The sequence below is a fragment of the Lysobacter sp. ISL-50 genome (assembly GCF_018612875.1).
Taxonomy (GTDB): domain Bacteria; phylum Pseudomonadota; class Gammaproteobacteria; order Xanthomonadales; family Xanthomonadaceae; genus Lysobacter.
This window is the reverse complement of sequence record NZ_JAGGRI010000009.1, coordinates 1-17,049: the sequence shown is the minus strand read 5'-3', so window position 1 is coordinate 17,049 and position 17,049 is coordinate 1. Positions and strand designations below refer to the sequence as shown.

General features: G+C 62.3%; 22 protein-coding genes. 13 read left to right on the top strand and 9 right to left on the bottom strand.

Annotation, left to right across the window (positions count from 1 at the left end):
* Position 1 precedes the first annotated feature (1 nt).
* Genes J7J50_RS06290 through J7J50_RS06275 form a run of 4 tightly spaced genes read right to left on the bottom strand, consistent with a single transcriptional unit; the run spans position 2 to position 1,983 of the window.
* Positions 2 to 409, bottom strand: coding sequence for a recombinase family protein (locus tag J7J50_RS06290; RefSeq protein ID WP_215056154.1), 408 nt, complete (start codon positions 407 to 409; stop codon positions 2 to 4).
* Positions 406 to 879 carry a DUF2924 domain-containing protein gene (locus J7J50_RS06285; protein ID WP_215056155.1) on the bottom strand — a complete coding sequence of 158 codons (474 nt, stop codon included), beginning with the start codon at positions 877 to 879 and terminating at the stop codon, positions 406 to 408. The genes J7J50_RS06290 and J7J50_RS06285 overlap by 4 nt, the downstream gene beginning before the upstream one ends.
* Positions 866 to 1,072 carry a hypothetical protein gene (locus J7J50_RS06280; protein ID WP_215056156.1) on the bottom strand — a complete coding sequence of 69 codons (207 nt, stop codon included), beginning with the start codon at positions 1,070 to 1,072 and terminating at the stop codon, positions 866 to 868. The genes J7J50_RS06285 and J7J50_RS06280 overlap by 14 nt, the downstream gene beginning before the upstream one ends.
* Complete coding sequence (locus tag J7J50_RS06275; protein WP_215056157.1) at positions 1,069 to 1,983, bottom strand: hypothetical protein; 915 nt, start codon at positions 1,981 to 1,983, stop codon at positions 1,069 to 1,071. Before J7J50_RS06275 ends, J7J50_RS06280 begins: the two co-directional genes overlap by 4 nt.
* Positions 1,984 to 2,804: 821 nt before the next feature.
* On the opposite strand from J7J50_RS06275, the gene J7J50_RS06270 reads away from it, so the two are divergent.
* The 10 genes from J7J50_RS06270 (at position 2,805) to J7J50_RS06225 (ending at position 9,976) form a co-directional block, all read left to right on the top strand.
* Positions 2,805 to 3,071, top strand: a complete 267-nt coding sequence (locus J7J50_RS06270) for a helix-turn-helix domain-containing protein (protein WP_215056158.1) — start codon at positions 2,805 to 2,807, stop codon at positions 3,069 to 3,071.
* Positions 3,068 to 3,538: a DUF2489 domain-containing protein gene (locus J7J50_RS06265; RefSeq protein WP_215056159.1), complete on the top strand. Its 471-nt coding sequence runs from the start codon at positions 3,068 to 3,070 to the stop codon at positions 3,536 to 3,538. Before J7J50_RS06270 ends, J7J50_RS06265 begins: the two co-directional genes overlap by 4 nt.
* A gap of 70 nt (positions 3,539 to 3,608) precedes the next feature.
* Positions 3,609 to 4,436, top strand: coding sequence for an ATP-binding protein (locus J7J50_RS06260; RefSeq protein ID WP_251044696.1), 828 nt, complete (start codon positions 3,609 to 3,611; stop codon positions 4,434 to 4,436).
* Positions 4,437 to 4,451: 15 nt separating this feature from the next.
* On the top strand, positions 4,452 to 5,063 hold the full coding sequence (locus J7J50_RS06255) for a hypothetical protein (protein ID WP_215056160.1): 612 nt from the start codon (positions 4,452 to 4,454) through the stop codon (positions 5,061 to 5,063).
* A gap of 209 nt (positions 5,064 to 5,272) precedes the next feature.
* Complete coding sequence (locus J7J50_RS06250) at positions 5,273 to 5,704, top strand: DUF6511 domain-containing protein (RefSeq protein WP_215056161.1); 432 nt, start codon at positions 5,273 to 5,275, stop codon at positions 5,702 to 5,704.
* A gap of 27 nt (positions 5,705 to 5,731) precedes the next feature.
* Entirely contained in the window at positions 5,732 to 6,505 is a 774-nt protein-coding gene (locus tag J7J50_RS06245) for a hypothetical protein (protein ID WP_251044697.1), read from the top strand.
* A gap of 13 nt (positions 6,506 to 6,518) precedes the next feature.
* Positions 6,519 to 6,674, top strand: coding sequence for a hypothetical protein (locus J7J50_RS06240; RefSeq protein WP_215056162.1), 156 nt, complete (start codon positions 6,519 to 6,521; stop codon positions 6,672 to 6,674).
* Positions 6,671 to 8,947 (top strand): phage/plasmid primase, P4 family, encoded by a 2,277-nt coding sequence (locus tag J7J50_RS06235; RefSeq protein WP_215056163.1) that lies wholly within the window; start codon positions 6,671 to 6,673, stop codon positions 8,945 to 8,947. Before J7J50_RS06240 ends, J7J50_RS06235 begins: the two co-directional genes overlap by 4 nt.
* Before the next feature lie 139 nt (positions 8,948 to 9,086).
* Entirely contained in the window at positions 9,087 to 9,551 is a 465-nt protein-coding gene (locus J7J50_RS06230) for a hypothetical protein (RefSeq protein WP_215056164.1), read from the top strand.
* Positions 9,548 to 9,976 carry a DUF6362 family protein gene (locus J7J50_RS06225; RefSeq protein WP_215056165.1) on the top strand — a complete coding sequence of 143 codons (429 nt, stop codon included), beginning with the start codon at positions 9,548 to 9,550 and terminating at the stop codon, positions 9,974 to 9,976. The genes J7J50_RS06230 and J7J50_RS06225 overlap by 4 nt, the downstream gene beginning before the upstream one ends.
* 937 nt (positions 9,977 to 10,913) lie before the next feature.
* Here J7J50_RS06225 and J7J50_RS06220 read toward each other — a convergent pair.
* Complete coding sequence (locus J7J50_RS06220) at positions 10,914 to 11,222, bottom strand: hypothetical protein (protein WP_215056166.1); 309 nt, start codon at positions 11,220 to 11,222, stop codon at positions 10,914 to 10,916.
* A gap of 341 nt (positions 11,223 to 11,563) precedes the next feature.
* Here J7J50_RS06220 and J7J50_RS06215 point away from each other — a divergent pair, with 341 nt between their 5' ends.
* From J7J50_RS06215 to J7J50_RS06205, 3 genes are read left to right on the top strand one after another with little or no spacing between them, the layout of a single operon-like run.
* Positions 11,564 to 12,820, top strand: coding sequence for a site-specific DNA-methyltransferase (locus J7J50_RS06215; RefSeq protein ID WP_215056167.1), 1,257 nt, complete (start codon positions 11,564 to 11,566; stop codon positions 12,818 to 12,820).
* Entirely contained in the window at positions 12,817 to 13,740 is a 924-nt protein-coding gene (locus J7J50_RS06210; protein WP_215056168.1) for a DNA cytosine methyltransferase, read from the top strand. Before J7J50_RS06215 ends, J7J50_RS06210 begins: the two co-directional genes overlap by 4 nt.
* A 44-nt stretch (positions 13,741 to 13,784) precedes the next feature.
* Positions 13,785 to 13,973 carry a hypothetical protein gene (locus J7J50_RS06205; RefSeq protein WP_215056169.1) on the top strand — a complete coding sequence of 63 codons (189 nt, stop codon included), beginning with the start codon at positions 13,785 to 13,787 and terminating at the stop codon, positions 13,971 to 13,973.
* A gap of 267 nt (positions 13,974 to 14,240) precedes the next feature.
* On the opposite strand, the gene J7J50_RS06200 is transcribed toward J7J50_RS06205, so the two are convergent.
* The 4 genes from J7J50_RS06200 to J7J50_RS06185 form a co-directional block, all read right to left on the bottom strand.
* Positions 14,241 to 15,122 carry a hypothetical protein gene (locus J7J50_RS06200; protein WP_215056170.1) on the bottom strand — a complete coding sequence of 294 codons (882 nt, stop codon included), beginning with the start codon at positions 15,120 to 15,122 and terminating at the stop codon, positions 14,241 to 14,243.
* 233 nt (positions 15,123 to 15,355) lie between these two features.
* On the bottom strand, positions 15,356 to 15,673 hold the full coding sequence (locus J7J50_RS06195) for a hypothetical protein (protein WP_215056171.1): 318 nt from the start codon (positions 15,671 to 15,673) through the stop codon (positions 15,356 to 15,358).
* A gap of 216 nt (positions 15,674 to 15,889) precedes the next feature.
* Positions 15,890 to 16,501 (bottom strand): DUF3489 domain-containing protein, encoded by a 612-nt coding sequence (locus J7J50_RS06190; protein ID WP_215056172.1) that lies wholly within the window; start codon positions 16,499 to 16,501, stop codon positions 15,890 to 15,892.
* 67 nt (positions 16,502 to 16,568) lie between these two features.
* On the bottom strand, positions 16,569 to 16,799 hold the full coding sequence (locus J7J50_RS06185; protein WP_215056173.1) for a hypothetical protein: 231 nt from the start codon (positions 16,797 to 16,799) through the stop codon (positions 16,569 to 16,571).
* Positions 16,800 to 17,049: the final 250 nt, after the last annotated feature.

Below are 17,049 nucleotides of genomic sequence, written 5' to 3'. Positions count from 1 at the left end.
GCTAGTTCCTCTGGGGGAGTTCGTCGTCAAAAAGGTTGGCGATGGATGCGGCAAGACGTACGTTGCCCAGATAGCCGCGCGGCAGAGGCGTCGCCGCGAGCAGCGCCACGCGCGCCTGCTCGAAATGCATCTGCAGGCTCAGCAGATGGGTGTGCACACGGGTCAGTCGGTCGTGCGCCGAGACCACGATGGTGTCCACGCGCCCGGCTTTGACGTCGGCCAGCAGCGACTGCAAGGAGGGGCGTTCCAGCGACACACCGGAATAGCCATCGTCGCAGTAGATCGTGCTGGACGTGACTCCCAACTGGGTTCGGAGAAAGCGATTGGTGAGCCGGATCTGCTGGGCCACGCCCTCGCTGCTGTGAGTGGAGGTCCGAATGTAGGTGGCGATGGTCAGGGGCGGGGTCATCGGGAGGAATCCTTAGAAGCGTTGGTCGGCTTGACGCCGAAGAAAAGCGGACCGGACCAGCGAGTTCCGGTGATTTCGCGGGCGATGGCCGAAAGACTGAGGTACAGCTTTCCGTTGTGTTCGAAGCGGTCTTTGCCGAGGACACGAACGGTGTGCAGTACGCCGTGGTAGTTCTTGGTGATCACCTGGCCCGGCTGCAGTCCCTTCTTGGTCTGCGGCTTCAACGTTCCCGTGGCGAGCAGGTGTCGAACGCGCGCCTCGTTGGTGACCACAACGACGGACTGGGCTTCGCGCGCCGCATCCTCCTGTATTCGATGGGCCAAGCGTCGCTCGACATACCGCCGATTGTTGACGCCGGGCGGGCTACCGAATCGCTCAGTCCACAAGCTCTTGAGATCTATCCATTTCATGTCGTATAGCGACTCGATCTGGGCGATGATGTGCGGCGATGTAGGATTAGTGGATGTCACGACGGTCTCTCCGTGGTGGTTTGAGGTCGGTGACATACACCCTCTCTTCGGACGCGTTATCAAGGTCCACAGGGCCCTTCGCCGCAGCTGTCGCCGCGCGCCGCATTCGAATCAGTCCTGTGGCGAGAATCTCGGCGACCGTTTGCAGACGCGCCATCGCGGCGCTGCGTTCATTGCGGGTATCGATGCTCATCGATTGCTCTGCTTTTGCCGATCTGGACCGGCGCGCGATAGGGGAAGGACCGACTTGCGGATCCACACGTCGTCTTTGGACGTATCGATGAAGCGGAACACAGACGATGGGAACACCTGCGCCAGACTGGTATAGGTGGCGTTGTAACCGGCACGTTGGAGCAGCGCGCGCCAACTCGCCGTCTTTGCGCCTGAAGCGTGGGCCAGCTTCAGCAGGCGCATGAACTCCGGTTGGCGCCGGCGAAGCGAGAGCGTTTCGCTTCCGATCGTCAGTCGGTTGTGTGGAGGCGACAGTTCGAACCACAGCGGTATTTGATCCGTCAGATGCGGCAGCAGGTTTCGGGTGTCTAAGCGAATACCTTCCATTTCCATATGTGCGACTTCATCCAGGGGTAAGAAAGTGAGGGTTGGCGCAGCCACCGGCATCGATCGGAACAGTGATGTCGAGATGACCAAGCGCCGACCGTTCTCGCAGTCGTCATTCAAGGCATCGATGATCGGAGACGGATCCAAGCTGAGTGACGAGCGAAGCAGGTAGACGCTCGGGCTTGAGCTCAATCGTCGAGTCAAGCGCCACAGGCGGCCCGCGATCAGTTCATTCGCCGGTTCCGTCGATCCGTCGATCTGGCGCGCCAGCGAATCGGCCAGCCACGCGGGCCGTGGGCTCACCGAGGTGAACTCAAGCCCGAATTCGACTTCACCCGCGCATCGCTTGCAGCGCACCAGATGCTCGCCCCACGTATAGACCTGTATGGATTCCCTCGCCTTGCACACGCGGCACTCTGCATACCGCGTGCGCTTCGGATCGGTCAGTGCGCCTGCCTGCACGAACGGCCACATGGCGTCGTGGTCGTAGGACAGCAGGGCGCCGACCGGTTCGAGCTCGAACCAGTGGATGACTCTATTGAGCACGTTGTTTCCTTCGGTTTTGCCGGGGCAAAAGCTGCCCGTCAGGCCCTAGCGGTCTGAATCGGGATGGAGCAGAGGCGAAGCGAACTAGCCGATCAGTCGATCGACTGGCGCGCTATCTGATGCGAAGTGAGGATCGATAGGCGTAGGCTTGCGCCCGCGCCGATTCGGTCTCGTACGCAACCGATGTTCGGCGCGCGGTAGCATCGGGGGAGAGTTTTGTCGTGGTTGCGCGAAGCCGCCACGACGATGTGGTGGAACAGTCCATTGCGCATCGGTGATGTCCTTCATTGTGCGGCCCATTTCGAGTGGGCTTTCTTTCTTCTTAACGAAGATAGCGCGGCGCCGAAGCCATGCGCAACATCACTGAACGCCATCCCCCACAAGTCACGAGCGCGAGTTCACGGTTCGTTTGGATTCAGCAGCGCGAGAGCTAGGAATCGGTCCCGATTCCTATGGTTGAGCTAGGAACCGCACTACGAGATACGTCGCTGACGCTCGCGTCCTCGCGATGTACGCGACTCCTTTCAGCATCGCACTGACGTGGTGGCGCATGTGCAATGTGCAGAAATCTGCACTCTGGTGATCAGGTGCCTGCGTCTCGACTCGGCGGTGGCGCGTACGGGAGCAAAAAAAAATCTCGTCGCGCGGCTTGTCGATTCCTAGCTAAAAAAATCCTTGTTTTTAGCTCGACATACGGTTTCAGCTAGGAACGTCTAGAAATCGGCGGACGATTCCTAGCTCGTTCCCCTCTTTCATTCCTAGCTCTGCTTCGCGCAGTCTCTCGCCCCGGCCGCACCACGCCGACGAAGAGGACTTTTCCCATGAGCGACAACTCTCTGACGACCGAACAGCTTGCCGTGCGCTGGGACGTCACCCCTGAAACCCTGGCGCGCTGGCGCGCCGACGCGATCGGTCCGCCGTTCTTCAAGGTCATGGGGCGGCGCGTGAAGTACCGCCTGGAGGACATCGAGCAATACGAGTCCGAGTCCATGCGCACCTCCACCGCTGACACTGCACGCATCCCCAGCAATGACCTGCGCCTGACGGCGCAGCGCGCGAGCGCGGCAGCACAAGGAGTACCGGCATGAACCTGCTCGCACGCTGTATCGATCGTCCGGCGAGCGAACTGGCTGGGTTCGCTCCGGACTTGCTGCTCGACTTGAAGGTCCAGGCTTCCGAGGCCGTCGCCGTAGCACGCGCCCAAGCCGACAAAATCGACCAGGCGCTCGACATCCGTTACGGCAAGCGCGCCGCCGAGCAGCGGTTCGCCGTCGGCAAGGACACCGGCACGGTCACGCTGACCGAGGGCGCGGTACGGATTTCCTGCGAGGTGCCGAAGAAGGTGGAGTGGGATCAGGCCGTGCTCGGAAGGATCGTGGAGCGTATCCGTGCCGCGGGCGAAAACCCGGCCGAGTTCGTGGAGATCAGTTATCGCGTCAGCGAGACCAAGTACACCGCGTGGCCGGTATCGATGCGCGCGTCCTTCGAGCCTGCCCGAACCCTCAAGCCGGGCAAACCGGTATTCCGTCTGTCGCTGACCGAAGGACAAGCGTGATGGTAATTGCAGCTGTAAGTTGGGGGCGCCGGATTCTGATGACCGCAGTCCATGACGGGGGCGCCGTCTGATGGCGCTTCCGATCATTACCGCCGAGCAACGGCTGGCCGAAACCCGGGGCGTCAAGGGCGTCCTCGTCGGCAGTTGGGGGTTGGGCAAGACTTCGCAGCTTTGGACGTTGGATCCGGCCACGACCTTGTTCGTGGACATCGAGGCCGGCGACCTGCCTGTGGCCACGTGGCCGGGCGACAGCATCCGTCCCCGCACCTGGGATGACTGCCGCGATATCGCGGTCCTGCTCGGCGGACCCAATCCCGCCCTGCGCGAAGGCCAACCCTTCAGTCAGTGGCACTTCGAGGCCGCGCGGCTGCGTTACGGCGATCCGGCCGTGTTCGCGAAATACCAGACCCTGTTCGTGGACTCGATCACCGTCGCCGGTCGCCTGTGCCTGCAGTGGTGCAAGGGCCAGCCGCAGGCCTTTTCCGAAAAGACGGGCAAGCCCGATACGCGCGGCGCCTACGGCTTGCTGGGCCAGGAGATGGTCGGCTGGCTGACCCACCTCCAGCACGTTCGCGGCAAGCACGTCTGGTTCGTCGGCATCCTCGAAGAGCGGGTCGATGACTTTAATCGGCGTGTCCATGCCCTGCAGATCGACGGTGCCAAGACCGGTCTGGAACTGCCGGGCATCGTGGACGAGGTGATCACGCTGGCCGAGGTCCCTGCGGCGGAAGGGGCCGCCTATCGCGCCTTCGTTTGCCACACCGCCAACCCTTGGGGTTACCCCGCCAAGGACCGATCCGGCCGGCTCGACATGGTCGAACCCCCGGACCTGGGCCAGCTCATGCGAAAGCTCGGCGCGCCGGAGGCGGCTGCGCCCACTCCCCCCGCGATCCATTGATAAGTAAGGTCAACCATGTCCTCCGCCTGGAACAACTTCAACGACGCCGAAAGCCCGGCGTTCTCCCTCATCCCGAAGGGCACCTTGGTCAAGGTGCGCATGACCCTCAAACCCGGCGGGTACAGCGACGCTGCCAACGGCTGGCTGCACGGCTGGGCCACCCGCGGCGATACCGGCGCGGTCTACCTCAACGCCGAGTTCGTCGTGCTGGAGGGCAAGTACGCGCGCCGCAAGCTGTGGACGCTGATCGGCCTGCATAGCCCGAAGGGACCGACCTGGGGCCAGATGGGGCGAAGCTTCATCAAGGGCGTCCTCAATTCCGCGAACGCACTGCATCCGGACGACATGAGCGCGGCCGCACAACAGGGCCGGTGCATCGAGAGTTTCGGCGATCTGGACGGTACCGAGTTCGTCGGCAAGATCGATTGGGAAAAGGACAGCTATGGCGAGGACAAGGCCGTGATCAAGATGCCGATCATGCCCGACCATCCGCAGTACAAGGAGGTGATGGGCGCGATCCAATCGCTACCAGCACAGGCCGCCGCGATGCCGGCGCACATGGCGCACGCTGCGAATCAGGCGGCAGCGCAGGCGCCTACCGCCGGCCGACCCACGTGGGCGCAGTGATGGGCATACGCCGCCATGCCACGAAATCCGCGCCTCCAGGACCGTTCCCCCAATGGCAACGGCATCTTCACCCCCTTGCGCGAGTTATCCAGCGCCGAGCTTGAAGCGCAGATCCAGCGCCTGCTTGCTCTGGCGCAGCACCACGACGATCACGCGCAAGCCCTGATCGAGTACCGCGACCATGTCTTTGATCGATCGCGGCATGGCCGATGACGCCGTGCTGGGGTTGCGGCCGACCCGCGCGCGGGTTTGGACATCTGGACCTGCGCCGCCGCATCGCTGACCCGCGGCGCACCCCGTATCGCTGGGCGTTCTGCTCGACCACGTGCCAGAACGCTTTTCACCAACTCTACGCGACCCGAGCCCGGACGAATCCGAGCGCGGTGGAGGAGCTTTTGCACGTGCCACACCCCCTTTCCCACGAAGCGCAGCGCGCGTGCCTGTCGGCGCTGGCGCAAGTCGCTGAGCGCGTCGGCTTCCACGTGCCGCTGGCGCAGTACAGCCAAGTGCAGGCCACCGAAGTGATTGAGGCCGTGACGATGGCCTACGAACTGTCGCTGCGCGAGCAGACGGATCCGCGAAGCAAGCCGCTGCCCGCATGGGATTCCGATCGACCCTTCGACGACCCGATTCCCTTCTAAAAAGGGCATGCCAGGAAAATTCTGGCATTGCCCGCCTATTCGAGCGAAGCCATGCTTGATTTCAACTCGCACGATCTATCCGAGCACCTTACGACGCTGGTCGATGCGGCGATGGAGCGGGAGGCGACACAACGGCCCGCCCGCGCCTATTTGGGCGCCTCCAGCTTGGGTGAGGAGTGCAGCCGCCGACTCCAGTTCCAGTTCTTCGACGCGGCCAAGGATTGCGGCCGTCACTTTCCCGGCCGCGTGCTGCGCGTATTCCAGCGCGGCCATCAGATGGAAGACTGGATGGCCGACTGGCTGCGCGTGGCCGGCTTCGATCTGCACACCCACGACGCAAGCGGTCAGCAGTTCGGATTCGAAACGGCTGGCGGCCGCGTCCGCGGCCATGCAGACGGAATCATCGTCGGCGGACCGGACGGGTTTCGGTATCCCATGCTCTGGGAGAACAAGGCGGTCGGCACCAAGTCCTTCCGCGAATTGCAGAAGAAGCGACTCGCCGCCAGCCGGCCGGTCTACGCCACGCAGATCGCGCTGTACCAGGCCTACCTGGGACTGCACGAGCATCCCGCATTGTTCACCGCGATCTGTGCCGACGATATGGCGATCTACGCCGAGCGCGTGGTCTTCGACCGCGGCTTGGCACAGCGCGCGTCAGATCGCGCCGTCGAGATCCTACGCGCCTGTGACGCTGCCGAACTCCTTCCCCGGATCAGCACGACACCCACCCACCAAACATGCCGAGCCTGCGCCTGGCAGGACCGCTGCTGGTCCTGGCCGGCTACCACCACGCTTCACTGACCGCGAGGCTCCAATGAATACCTCCCCCCGCGAAAGCGCCGTCGTCATGCCCAACTTCGTGCCAATCGCCCTGCTCACGTTGCCCGGCAGGCGCTTTCAAGCCGCGTTGCCTTGGTTCAATGCGTTCCGTGATTTGCCTGCGCCGCTGAAAGAAAGGCGTTTGGCATGATGGACTTCAACGACGCCGAGGCTCCGACGGAGTCTCGGCCAGCAGAGCGTTCGTCGCGGGATCCCATTAGGGTGCGGTTACTGCAACGCCTTGAGGGGGTTCTCCAAGAACTGTACCCGCATGGGCGCGTTCGCCGCGGCAAGTTCCACATCGGCGATGTGCGCGGCGAAAAGGGCGACAGCTTAGAGATCGAGTTGTCTGGGCCCAAGGCAGGCCTTTGGACGGACCACGCGACGGGCGAGGGCGGCGATGTCTTCGATCTAATCGCGGCGCAGGCGGGACTTGATGCACAGCGTGACTTCGCCGCAGTGCTGGCGCGGGCGGTCGACTTAGTCGGGCACGTGCCGGCGACGACGCCGAGTTCGGCGCCGAAGCGGCGCCGCGCCGAGCCGGTGTTGGACGAGCTTGGCCCGGCGACCGCGCGTTGGGACTACCACAGCGCCGAAGGCGAGCTGATCGCCTGCGTCTACCGCTACGACCCCCCGACCGGTAAGGAATACCGGCCCTGGGACGCCAAGCGGCGCAAGCACCTCGCGCCGGAACCGCGCCCGCTCTATAACCAGCCCGGTCTTGCCCAGGCGCTCGACATCGTGGTCGTGGAGGGCGAGAAGGCAGCCGATGCCTTGATCGCCCTGGACGTGGCCGCCACGACCGCCATGAACGGTGCGAAGGCGCCGATCGAGAAGACCGATTGGTCGCCGCTGCGCGGCAAGCACGTCCTGATCTGGCCGGACAAGGACAAGCCCGGGTGGGACTACGCCCTAACCGTCGCCCAAGCCGCGCTCGCAGCCGGCGCCATCTCCAGCGCGATCCTCTATCCGCCCGAGGACAAGGAGCAGGGCTGGGATGCGGCCGATGCCGTCGATGAGCACTTCGACGTGATTGGCTTCCTGCGCGCGGGCGAGCGCACGCCGATCACACGACCGGAGCGGACCGAGGCGATCGACTTCGGCGAACTGGGCTGGCACACCGACGACGGCCTGGCCACGGCATTCACCAAGCGATACCACGAAGATTGGCGCTACTGCGCGGCCTGGAGCCAGTGGATGGTCTGGAGCGGACAGCGCTGGAATCCCGACCGCACGTTGACCGTCAACCATCTCGTCCGTGGCGTCTGCCGGGTTGCGGCGACCTACGCCAACTCCGGCAGCCAGCAGTCACGGCTGGCGAGCGCGTCGACGGTGCACGCTGTAGAGCGCATGGCACGCAGCGATCGCTACCATGCCTCCGATGCGGAGGAGTGGGATACGCGGCCCTGGCTGTTGAACTCTCCTGCGGGGACGATCGATCTCAAGACAGGGGCGCTGCGCAGGCATTCGCGTTCAGATCGACTGACCCGTATGGCAACAGCCGGCATGGGCGGCGAGCATTCGCTCTGGCGCCGCTTCCTCGCGGACGTCACCGGCGGCGATGCCGACCTGCAGGCGTATCTGCAGCGCATGGTCGGCTACTGCCTGACTGGCGTCACCACTGAGCATGCGCTGTTTTTCCTCTATGGCACCGGCGCCAACGGCAAGTCGGTGTTCGTCAACACGCTGTCATCGCTCCTGGGCGACTACGCCACCAGCGCGCCGATGGATACGTTCATGGAGAGCCGCGGCGAGCGACATCCGACCGAGTTAGCCGGTCTGCGCGGTGCGCGCTTCGTGGCCGCGGTTGAGACGGAGGAGGGGCGGCGATGGAACGAGTCGAAGTTGAAGGCGATCACCGGCGGCGACAAAATCATGGCGAGGTTTATGCGGCAGGACTTCTTCGAATACACGCCGCAGTTCAAATTGGTTATCGCAGGCAACCATAAGCCGGCCATTCGTAATGTGGATGAGGCGATGAAACGGCGCCTGCATCTAATCCCCTTCACGGTCACCGTGCCGCCGGAACGGCGCGACGGTGATCTATCGCGGAAGCTCCTGGCCGAGCGTGAAGGCGTTCTAGCCTGGGCGGTCGAAGGATGCTTGGAGTGGCAGCGCGTCGGCCTTAAGCCCCCTCAATGCGTGCTCAGCGCCACCGATGAGTATTTCGAGTCCGAGGACGCATTGGGCCGTTGGATCGAAGAGCGATGCCAAGAGCACGCCCAATCGAAGACCTTGATCGCCGATTTGTTCGCGGACTGGAAGGACTGGTGCCTGGCCAATGGTGAATTCGCCGGATCGATCAAGCGCTTTTCGGAACTCTTGGACTCGCGCCGGTACGGACGACATCGAGGCGGTAAGGGCGCGCGTTACGTGATCGGCTTGAGTCTGCGACCTAAAAGCTTTGCTCGTTACGTCAGTTGAAAAATCAGTCACTTACGGCTGCGGGTGACGCCTGTGACATAGCTGCTAGTTACCCCACGCGTGTGCGCGCGCACACGCATACAAGGGATAACCGGCAACCGTGTCACTCGCGTCACCCGCTCAGACTCAAGGACGCACAATGAGCAGCACAACACTGGCACTGGACCTGGGCACGACGATGGGCTGGGCGCTGACACGCGGTGGTCAGATCTCAAGCGGTACGCAAGCGTTCAAGCCAAGTCGGTTTGAAGGCGGTGGCATGCGGTTCCTTCGTTTTGGCCGTTGGCTGGACGAGACCCTGGCCTTTGTTGGCCACGTCGAAGCCATCTACTTCGAGGAAGTGCGACGTCATCTCGGCGTGGACGCCGCGCACGCCTATGGCGGTTTCCTGGCGCAGCTCACCGCGTGGTGCGAGCGCCACGCCATCCCATACCAGGGCGTACCAGTCGGCACGATCAAGAAGTTCGCGACCGGCAAGGGCAATGCGAAGAAGGACGCCATGATCGCCGCGATGGAGCAGCGTGGACATGCGCCGGGGGACGACAACGAGGCAGACGCGCTTGCCTTGCTGCACTGGGCTCTGTCGCAAGGAACCGACGCATGACCATGGACTGGAATATCCAGCGGGTGTCCGACCGATTCCAAGAGGCTGCGGTCACTGCACGCCGGCTGCCGCCGGTCCGGGTGCAGGGCTATGCGTCGTTCTGGCCGGATATCAACCGGCAGTCGTGGGAAGGGTATGCCGATGAGCGCATCGTTCTGCGCTTCGCGGCGTCGCCCGGCGCGATCGACCGCTTCGGCGAGACGGTGCGCTGGCTGAAGTGGTTGGACGAGGATCAGCGCCGCCTGGTCTGGCTGCGGGCGCAGTACGTGCCGTGGCGCGAGATCAGCCACCGCACTGGGCTAATCCGCAAGACGGCTTGGCGACGCTACCAGCATGCGTTGGCGGTGGTGGTCGTGCATCTCAACGACCAACTGCCGCGCTTCGCTGTCGCCGAGCGACCTGCGGTGACGACAAATCTTCACTGAACGGATCCTGCGATATCCACCGTCATCCAGGATCATGATCGCGGCCGTTATGGGGTGTCCCAAAAACCCCGGATTTGCCCTAGCCTAGTCGGCATGCTGATGGTGGTGCGTCGGGGGGATGTGGCAGTCGGCATGGCTCAGCCCGAAGCGTTCAAGTGCTTCGTCAGCATCTTCGGGCTGACCTTCTTCGAACCATCAGAGCGCGGATCAGGAACGAACCAGTCCGAACACTTCCAGGACATCGTCCGACACCGTACCTGGCCCCATTGGCATGCAGATCGCGGTGCGTAGTCGGGAAAAGCACCGCGGACAGAGCGGCGAGTTGCGGTCATTTTCCGCGCAATTTTTCCCGCGCACGGAGTTTCGGCGCATCTGTCCAAACAATGAACTTGTAATCGAGACAGTACAGAAGAAAAGCCAGGGGCACACACAAAAGGAAATACAGATAGCTTTTTGCGTCACCGCTCATGCTCATGAAGTGCGGCAGGAATGGTTTTAAAAGAAGCGGCGTCAACATGAAAGAAATAAGGTAGTACAAGCAGAATATGAGATACCTATACAAATACCGTACGCCCGTTCTAGGACTTTGAACTGATTCCGTAGATGTTAAGAAGCCGGCCACGTATAGCCGTGCTGGGATGCCGCATATCCCGGCTATCAACGTGTGGGCAACGAGCATCATCTTGAATTCCATTTAATCCCTCTGTCGATGGATGTGTGGCGGCCGTGGTGACGATAGTAGTTCTATCTCGAATACCGAGTTGGAAGCGGGATGGCCACATACAGCCGGGTCAGTATGCTCGTTGCGGGGCGCCGACAACATATCGAGTGTTAAGACGCAACGCCGCCGCGACACAGCCCCAACGTGCGGCGCGCTTACGAGCCGCCGCCAGTGCTTCACCTTAGCCTAGTCGGCATTGCTGATCGCAGTGCGCCATCAGTCAGCCCGCATCTGAGATCCGGAAACAGCGCTGCGAGGTGCGTCATCGGACGTGATCGCATAAGCCACATCGTTCGTGTCGGCAAGACACAGACCGAAGCGGTTAAGTGAGGCGTTGTCTATGACGGGCGGGCTCGTGCCCACCCAGGAATAGGAAACGAACACCGTTTCTCCTTCCATGCGTTCCGTGCGGGGGTTAATGACTCCCGCTACGCCATCAATGACGCATTCGGCGAGTTCGCCCAACGGCAGATCATTGAAGCCCGTATGCCCAGAACGCTTAAGCACGATCAGCAGCCGAGTCATGGCTATCCTCCCTAGGGACACAGGACGGGCCGCACCAACACGACCACGCCGCTCGCTATGGATCAGCGTGTTTACGATGACCGCGGCATTCTGAATATTTCATAGACGCACGCAGGGCGCGCGACAGGCGGCGTGTGCGACTCGGAATCAAGTTGCAATGAGACCTCGGCCGGCCTAGCGCAAGCCTCACCGCGCGGCACACGTCGCGCCGTTCGGCCAGAAATCGCGGGTCCTTCCTGAGCAGAAACTGAAGCGGGGGGCACAGCCGCAAAACCCCGCTAGCGTCAATCCTTTTCTTCGGGTTTGCAGTCGCTGCAACCCGGTTCGCATTCGGACATCCTTTGAGCCTTCAGATCGAACAGCGCCCGATCGAGGCGCTCATTCCCTTTGCGCGGAACGCAAGAACGCACTCCGATGCGCAGGTCGCGCAGATCGCGGCCAGCATCGTGGAGTTCGGTTGGACCAATCCGGTCTTGGTCGACGGCGCGAGCGGCATCATCGCCGGCCACGGCCGACTGCTCGCCGCGCGCCAGTTGGGCCTCGGGAAGGTTCCAGTCATTGAACTGTCGCATCTGACCCCGGCGCAGAAGCGCGCCTACGTGATCGCCGACAATCGCCTCGCCGAAAACGCGGGCTGGGACGAAGAGCTGCTGCGATTGGAACTGGCCGAGCTGCGCGATGCCGACTTCGATCTGGACCTGCTCGGTTTCACCGACGACGAACTGGATGAGTTGCTCGACGGCGACCAGGCCGGATTGACCGACGATGACGAAGTGCCCGAGGTGCAGGAGCAACCTGTCTCGCGCCGCGGCGATGTGTGGGTCTGCGGTAGCCACAAGGTACTGTGCGGCGACGCCACGCAGGCCGACGATTACGCGGCGCTGCTCGGCGACGAGCTGGCGGACATGACCTTCACCGATCCGCCGTACAACGTCGATTACGCCAACAACCCGAAGGACAAGTTGCGCGGCAAGCATCGTCCGATCCTCAACGACAATCTCGGCGGCGATTTCGGCGTGTTCTTGGAAGCGTGCTGCACGCAGATGGTGGCGCTGACCAAGGGCGCGATCTACATCGCCATGTCCTCTTCGGAACTGGACCGGCTCCAGAGCGCGTTCCGAGCGGCCGGCGGGCGCTGGTCCACCTTCATTATTTGGGCCAAGAACAAATTCACGATGGGCCATGCCGATTATCAGCGGCAGTACGAGCCCATCCTTTACGGTTGGCGTGAAGGCACCGAGCGGTTCTGGTGCGGCGCGCGCGATCAGGGCGACGTCTGGTTCATCGATCGCAGCAGCAAGAACGATCTGCATCCGACCATGAAGCCGGTGGCGCTGGTCGAGCGGGCGATTCGCAACAGCAGCAAGAGCCGTGATCTGGTCCTCGATCCGTTCGGCGGATCGGGCACCACCCTGATCGCGGCCGAGAAGACCGGCCGCCGTGCGCGGCTGATCGAACTGGACCCGAAGTACGCCGACGTAATCGTGCGCCGCTGGCAGGACCACACCGGCCAGTTCGCGCTACGGCAGTCCGATGGAATGCCGTTCGATGACGCCGCAAGCAGTGCCGACCCCAATGCCGTCGCCGAGGTCGAATGATCCGGGCGGCGTACTACAACGAGAACGATCTCTACCTTTGCGACTGGCTGCGAAATCTGATCGCCGCCGGCTTGATCCCGCCCGGCGACGTTGATGACCGTGACATCCGACTTGTTTCCGCAGACGATCTGCACGGATACCGCCAATGCCACTTCTTCGCCGGGGTCGGTGGCTTCGCCTATGCCTGCCGGCTCGCCGGCTGGCCCGATGACGCGGAAATCTGGACGGGCGGTTTCCCCTGCCAGCCGTTCAGCGTCGCGGGACGACAGCGCGCGCAGGCGGATGACCGTCACCTCTGGCCGGAGCTGCATCGGCTCATTGCATCCGCGCGACCCGCTGCATTCCTGGGCGAGAACGTTGCTGGCATCGTCCCGCTGGCGCTCGACGGAGTTCTGTCTGACTTGGAAGGCGAAGGCTACGCCAGCCGGGCGGTTGTTGTTCCAGCTTGCGCCGTCAACGCCCCGCACGGGCGAGGCCGGGTCTGGATCGTTGGGCGTCGTTTGGCCGACGGCGACGGCGACGGCGAACGATCCGGAAAAGCGCGGCAACTTTGCGGCCGAGCGGCGCAATGGCCTGCCGGGGGTGGCGAAGGCGGTCTGGAGCACGCCGCGCGCGAGCGACGGGGAGAAGGGCGGGCCGGGCCAGCGCTTCGCCAGTGGAGCGACGTTACCGCTGCCGGCACAAGCGGTGTGGGCGACGCCGACGACGCGGGATCACAAGGACGCGTCGAGCATTGGCAGCGCACCGGTCAATGGGCTGCTTGGGCGACAGGTCGAACCCTCGCCGGCCGGCGGATACCTGAATCCGGAATTCGTCTTCTGGCTCATGGGATACCCGCCCGAATTCCTCGACTGCGCGCCGCCGGCAACGCCATCGTCCCGCAAGTCGCGGCCGAGATCCTTAGAGCATTGAGGTCGTAATCGCCACGGCGTAGCCTGGGCTACCCAATGGCCGATGGCGCGTCATGTGGAAGGCGAAAGGACGCTGCGAGCGGATGAGACTGATCCGGGATCTCGTGGATGGCGGCGATCTGGACGCGGTTGCCGAGGCGTGGCGCCAGGGACACATTCCGGAGTGGTTGGCGCGCGCCATTGCCGAGGAGATCAACCGGCAAACAGAATTGGGCTCGCAGCCGATAGACGAACCCCAGTAGGCTTGGCACCGCGCTGCGGGCGGCGCCGGGTTTAACCTTCGACCTACTAGGGGCTTTGATTCATTGGGGTGACAAAGCATCGAGCAAGAAGCGAGCGGAATTCCGAAGCGTTCCTTTTTAAGGGTGATCGATTCGGTCGAGGTTCCTATCGTGCAAGGGGACGGCTCAACGCCATCGTCGCGCCAACCGGAGACGGCATATCCTGAGAAATGCGCCTTGATTGGCCTGTCGAAGGGCCCGTTTAGACGAGCCCTTCGATTGGGCTAATTACAAATAGTGGCACGACAAAGTACCATCGACCCGCACACAAGCGACCTTGTTCTCAGTGCCTCGACTCCCGGTGATCGGGACGCCGTTAAACGCCATTTCATTGACCCAATCTTCCAGAGTCTGCGGAGTATTGAAGGTCCATTCGCCGGTGAAGATCAATCCGGCGGCATCGGTGTTAACCGTGGCATCGGGAATCGGGGCGCCATTGCTGTCTCGACTTGCGCCAAAGACGTACGTGGCTTGGGTTGTATCGCTTCCAGTAAGCGTGAATGTAGTCGTCGAGCCGCCGTGCCAATGTATGACGAAGGTATAGCCAGTTAGCTGCATCGTTCCCCCGGTCAAATTCAACAGTGCCGACAGCAAAACTTGTCCGATTTGCTGTCGATCATAGTTCCCCGGGCCGCCTACGAGCGAGTTGGCGATGCTAAGTCCAAGTTGGCTCCTTAGAGTGCCTGAGCGCGCGATGTCGTATGCGTCGTAGGTCTCAAACCCTGCGAGGGGATCGCTTGAGAAGCGCGAGCCGTGATCTATCCCCACCGCCAGGGGCAATGTAATTTGTCCATTCGCAGTCGGCGGAGCTGCCGCATCACTCAATACGTTCAAGAACATGTTGTAGGCGCCGGGGTCAACGTCCGTTTGGTCTGCGGTCTTCATCCTCAATTCGCCATCGTAGCGCACCTCCCACATCGTCAACTCTGCGTTCGGGATGTCGAATACGTACGCCAAACCAAGCGGGGTTGTTGTCAGGGCTTTGTTCTTCTTCTGCGCATTGGTGCAGCTGTCGCATCGATGGACCTGGCCGGCCATCGCAGAATTGATGGGGCCCATCGCGGCGAAGGCTAAGAAGGTTGAAAGCCAAGCTATGGTTCTGAAGCTCATTCTTAGTTCCTTGTGATAGATGCTCAAAGAAGAGGAAGCGGCTATCAAGTTTGTTCTATAAAATGCCGCCGCCCCTAGTGTCCGGTTGCCAAGTTCCGTTGAGGACGACACCTGTCAGAAATGACAGTAGATCCGTCTTCGAACTCATTGCATAGCGAGCTATGGCGATGATCGTTCCCGGGGAGTCCGAGTCGGCGGCGTCAGTTATCCCTGCCAAAATCACCTAACCATGGCTAGGCCACGGCGAGGCCCACGTAGCGCGCATAGTTGTAGCCCTCGGCCCTGACGTACAAAGCAGGGAGCCTCGGCGCCACGACCATGATGCAGTGGCCCGGTCGGCTATTGAGCGGAACGATCCAGTACTGGGGTTTGAAGAAATCGCGCTCGAAGGCGCGGTATTCGGTCTGGGTCATGGTCTTGCGCTCGATGACCCAGACCAGTTCGGGTTCAACTGGGTAACCGCTTAGCTCACGTCGCATCGCACGCGAGTTTTCGGGCTTACGGCTGAAGCGAACGTGCAATTGGTAGGGCGGGAGGATCGTGCTGGTCATGGGTCGTTCCTGCGTTGGGGAGCCCATGAACGCTTCCTTCGCAGGAGAAGCCAAGTGGATTGAGGGAGATGCTCGCCAGCATCTTTTTTCTATTTAGCTGTCGGACAAGAACGTTCGTTCTGCAAACGAGAGACAGCGCGCATGAGATGCGCGCCGCCGGAAGTTCGCTTGTTGAGAGCAGATCACGGCCAGGTCAATACTCGGCCGCGTGCTGGTTCACTCCTCTTCGTCGCGGGCGGCAGCCGACGCTTTCGCTTCTTTTGCTACTTCGGTCAGGATGCGGTAGACGCGCTCTTCTTTGCCTTCCTTGGTGTTGATCACGGTATGCCCCTTCTTCTTCAGCGTTCCGGCGAAGAATCCGCGAACCGAGTGCTGCTGCCAGTCGGTGGCCTTCATCACCTCTGCGATCGTTGCGCCTTGGGGGCGCAGCAGTAGGGCGACGACTTGGTCAATGCGGGTTTCTTTGCGCTGCTTCGGCGGCGCGGTGGGTTTTGCTGCGACTATGGCCACGTTGCCGTCGTCATCACCACTCCCCTCGGCCTCCGCTTCGCTGTCGGCGTCATCGGTATCCTGATTCGAGTCGTCGGCGCAGTCCCCGTCGCCTGCCGCTTGGCCGGTGCCCGGCCGCTGCGCGCCGACCGCTTCATAACCGGCGTCGGTGAGCGCGTACCCGGCGCCTTGCGCCTCTACCAGCCCGTGGGTCAGCAGACCGCGCGTCACTGCGGCGCGTGCGCCGCCCTTGAGGTTGTCGGGGAAGTTCTCGATGCGACCCTCGGTCGCAACGGCGAGGAGGAGGAGGGCGCGCTGGTTGTCGGTAAGCTGAGTCATGGTCGTTCCTTTGAATGAGATTGTGTTTTGGAGCGCGCGCCGCGCGGATGCGAGGCGCGCAAGTGGGTCAGTCGGCGAGCACTTCGTCGATAGCCTGCTGGACGTTGACCTCGCCGTTGGCGATGGCGAGCATCAGGTCGTCGTTGAAAGTGTTCAGGACGAGGTAGGCGCGGCGTTCGAGTTCGTGCTGGGCCGCCGCGTGCCAGTTGTGGATGCCGCGCAGTTGCATCAGCGCCGCGCGGTTATGCCGCTTCATTCCGCCGATGTAGTCCTTCAGGGCTTGGGTCTGGTCGTTCATGGATTGGCCTCCGTGGCCGTTGTGGTGTGGGGCCATGAACGCTTCCTTCCGCAGCGAAGCCAAGCGGTTATGCCGATGAAGGACGAGCGTTCTCAACGTTGGACAGCTGTCGGACAGGATTGAACTGCAGGCAAGAGAAAACGCTTAAAGATGGCTATGGACGCAAGCTGTCCAGCACCTGTCTGTGCATGGCTAGGCCGCCAGTTAGCGCTTGGATTCCAACGGGGATGAAATGGAATGGACGCTCCCC

Bases quoted from the DNA above. Each gene is read 5' to 3' on its own strand.
- J7J50_RS06220 (WP_215056166.1), bottom strand. From the start codon at position 11,222: ATGACTCGGCTGCTGATCGTGCTTAAGCGTTCTGGGCATACGGGCTTC.
- J7J50_RS06200 (WP_215056170.1), bottom strand. From the start codon at position 15,122: ATGAGCTTCAGAACCATAGCTTGGCTTTCAACCTTCTTAGCCTTCGCC.
- J7J50_RS06265 (WP_215056159.1), top strand. From the start codon at position 3,068: ATGAACCTGCTCGCACGCTGTATCGATCGTCCGGCGAGCGAACTGGCT.
- J7J50_RS06235 (WP_215056163.1), top strand. From the start codon at position 6,671: ATGATGGACTTCAACGACGCCGAGGCTCCGACGGAGTCTCGGCCAGCA.
- J7J50_RS06185 (WP_215056173.1), bottom strand. From the start codon at position 16,799: ATGAACGACCAGACCCAAGCCCTGAAGGACTACATCGGCGGAATGAAG.
- J7J50_RS06255 (WP_215056160.1), top strand. From the start codon at position 4,452: ATGTCCTCCGCCTGGAACAACTTCAACGACGCCGAAAGCCCGGCGTTC.
- J7J50_RS06205 (WP_215056169.1), top strand. From the start codon at position 13,785: ATGTGGAAGGCGAAAGGACGCTGCGAGCGGATGAGACTGATCCGGGAT.
- J7J50_RS06190 (WP_215056172.1), bottom strand. From the start codon at position 16,501: ATGACTCAGCTTACCGACAACCAGCGCGCCCTCCTCCTCCTCGCCGTT.
- J7J50_RS06240 (WP_215056162.1), top strand. From the start codon at position 6,519: ATGAATACCTCCCCCCGCGAAAGCGCCGTCGTCATGCCCAACTTCGTG.
- J7J50_RS06195 (WP_215056171.1), bottom strand. From the start codon at position 15,673: ATGACCAGCACGATCCTCCCGCCCTACCAATTGCACGTTCGCTTCAGC.
- J7J50_RS06260 (WP_251044696.1), top strand. From the start codon at position 3,609: ATGGCGCTTCCGATCATTACCGCCGAGCAACGGCTGGCCGAAACCCGG.
- J7J50_RS06280 (WP_215056156.1), bottom strand. From the start codon at position 1,072: ATGAGCATCGATACCCGCAATGAACGCAGCGCCGCGATGGCGCGTCTG.
- J7J50_RS06250 (WP_215056161.1), top strand. From the start codon at position 5,273: ATGACGCCGTGCTGGGGTTGCGGCCGACCCGCGCGCGGGTTTGGACAT.
- J7J50_RS06290 (WP_215056154.1), bottom strand. From the start codon at position 409: ATGACCCCGCCCCTGACCATCGCCACCTACATTCGGACCTCCACTCAC.
- J7J50_RS06225 (WP_215056165.1), top strand. From the start codon at position 9,548: ATGACCATGGACTGGAATATCCAGCGGGTGTCCGACCGATTCCAAGAG.
- J7J50_RS06270 (WP_215056158.1), top strand. From the start codon at position 2,805: ATGAGCGACAACTCTCTGACGACCGAACAGCTTGCCGTGCGCTGGGAC.
- J7J50_RS06230 (WP_215056164.1), top strand. From the start codon at position 9,087: ATGAGCAGCACAACACTGGCACTGGACCTGGGCACGACGATGGGCTGG.
- J7J50_RS06210 (WP_215056168.1), top strand. From the start codon at position 12,817: ATGATCCGGGCGGCGTACTACAACGAGAACGATCTCTACCTTTGCGAC.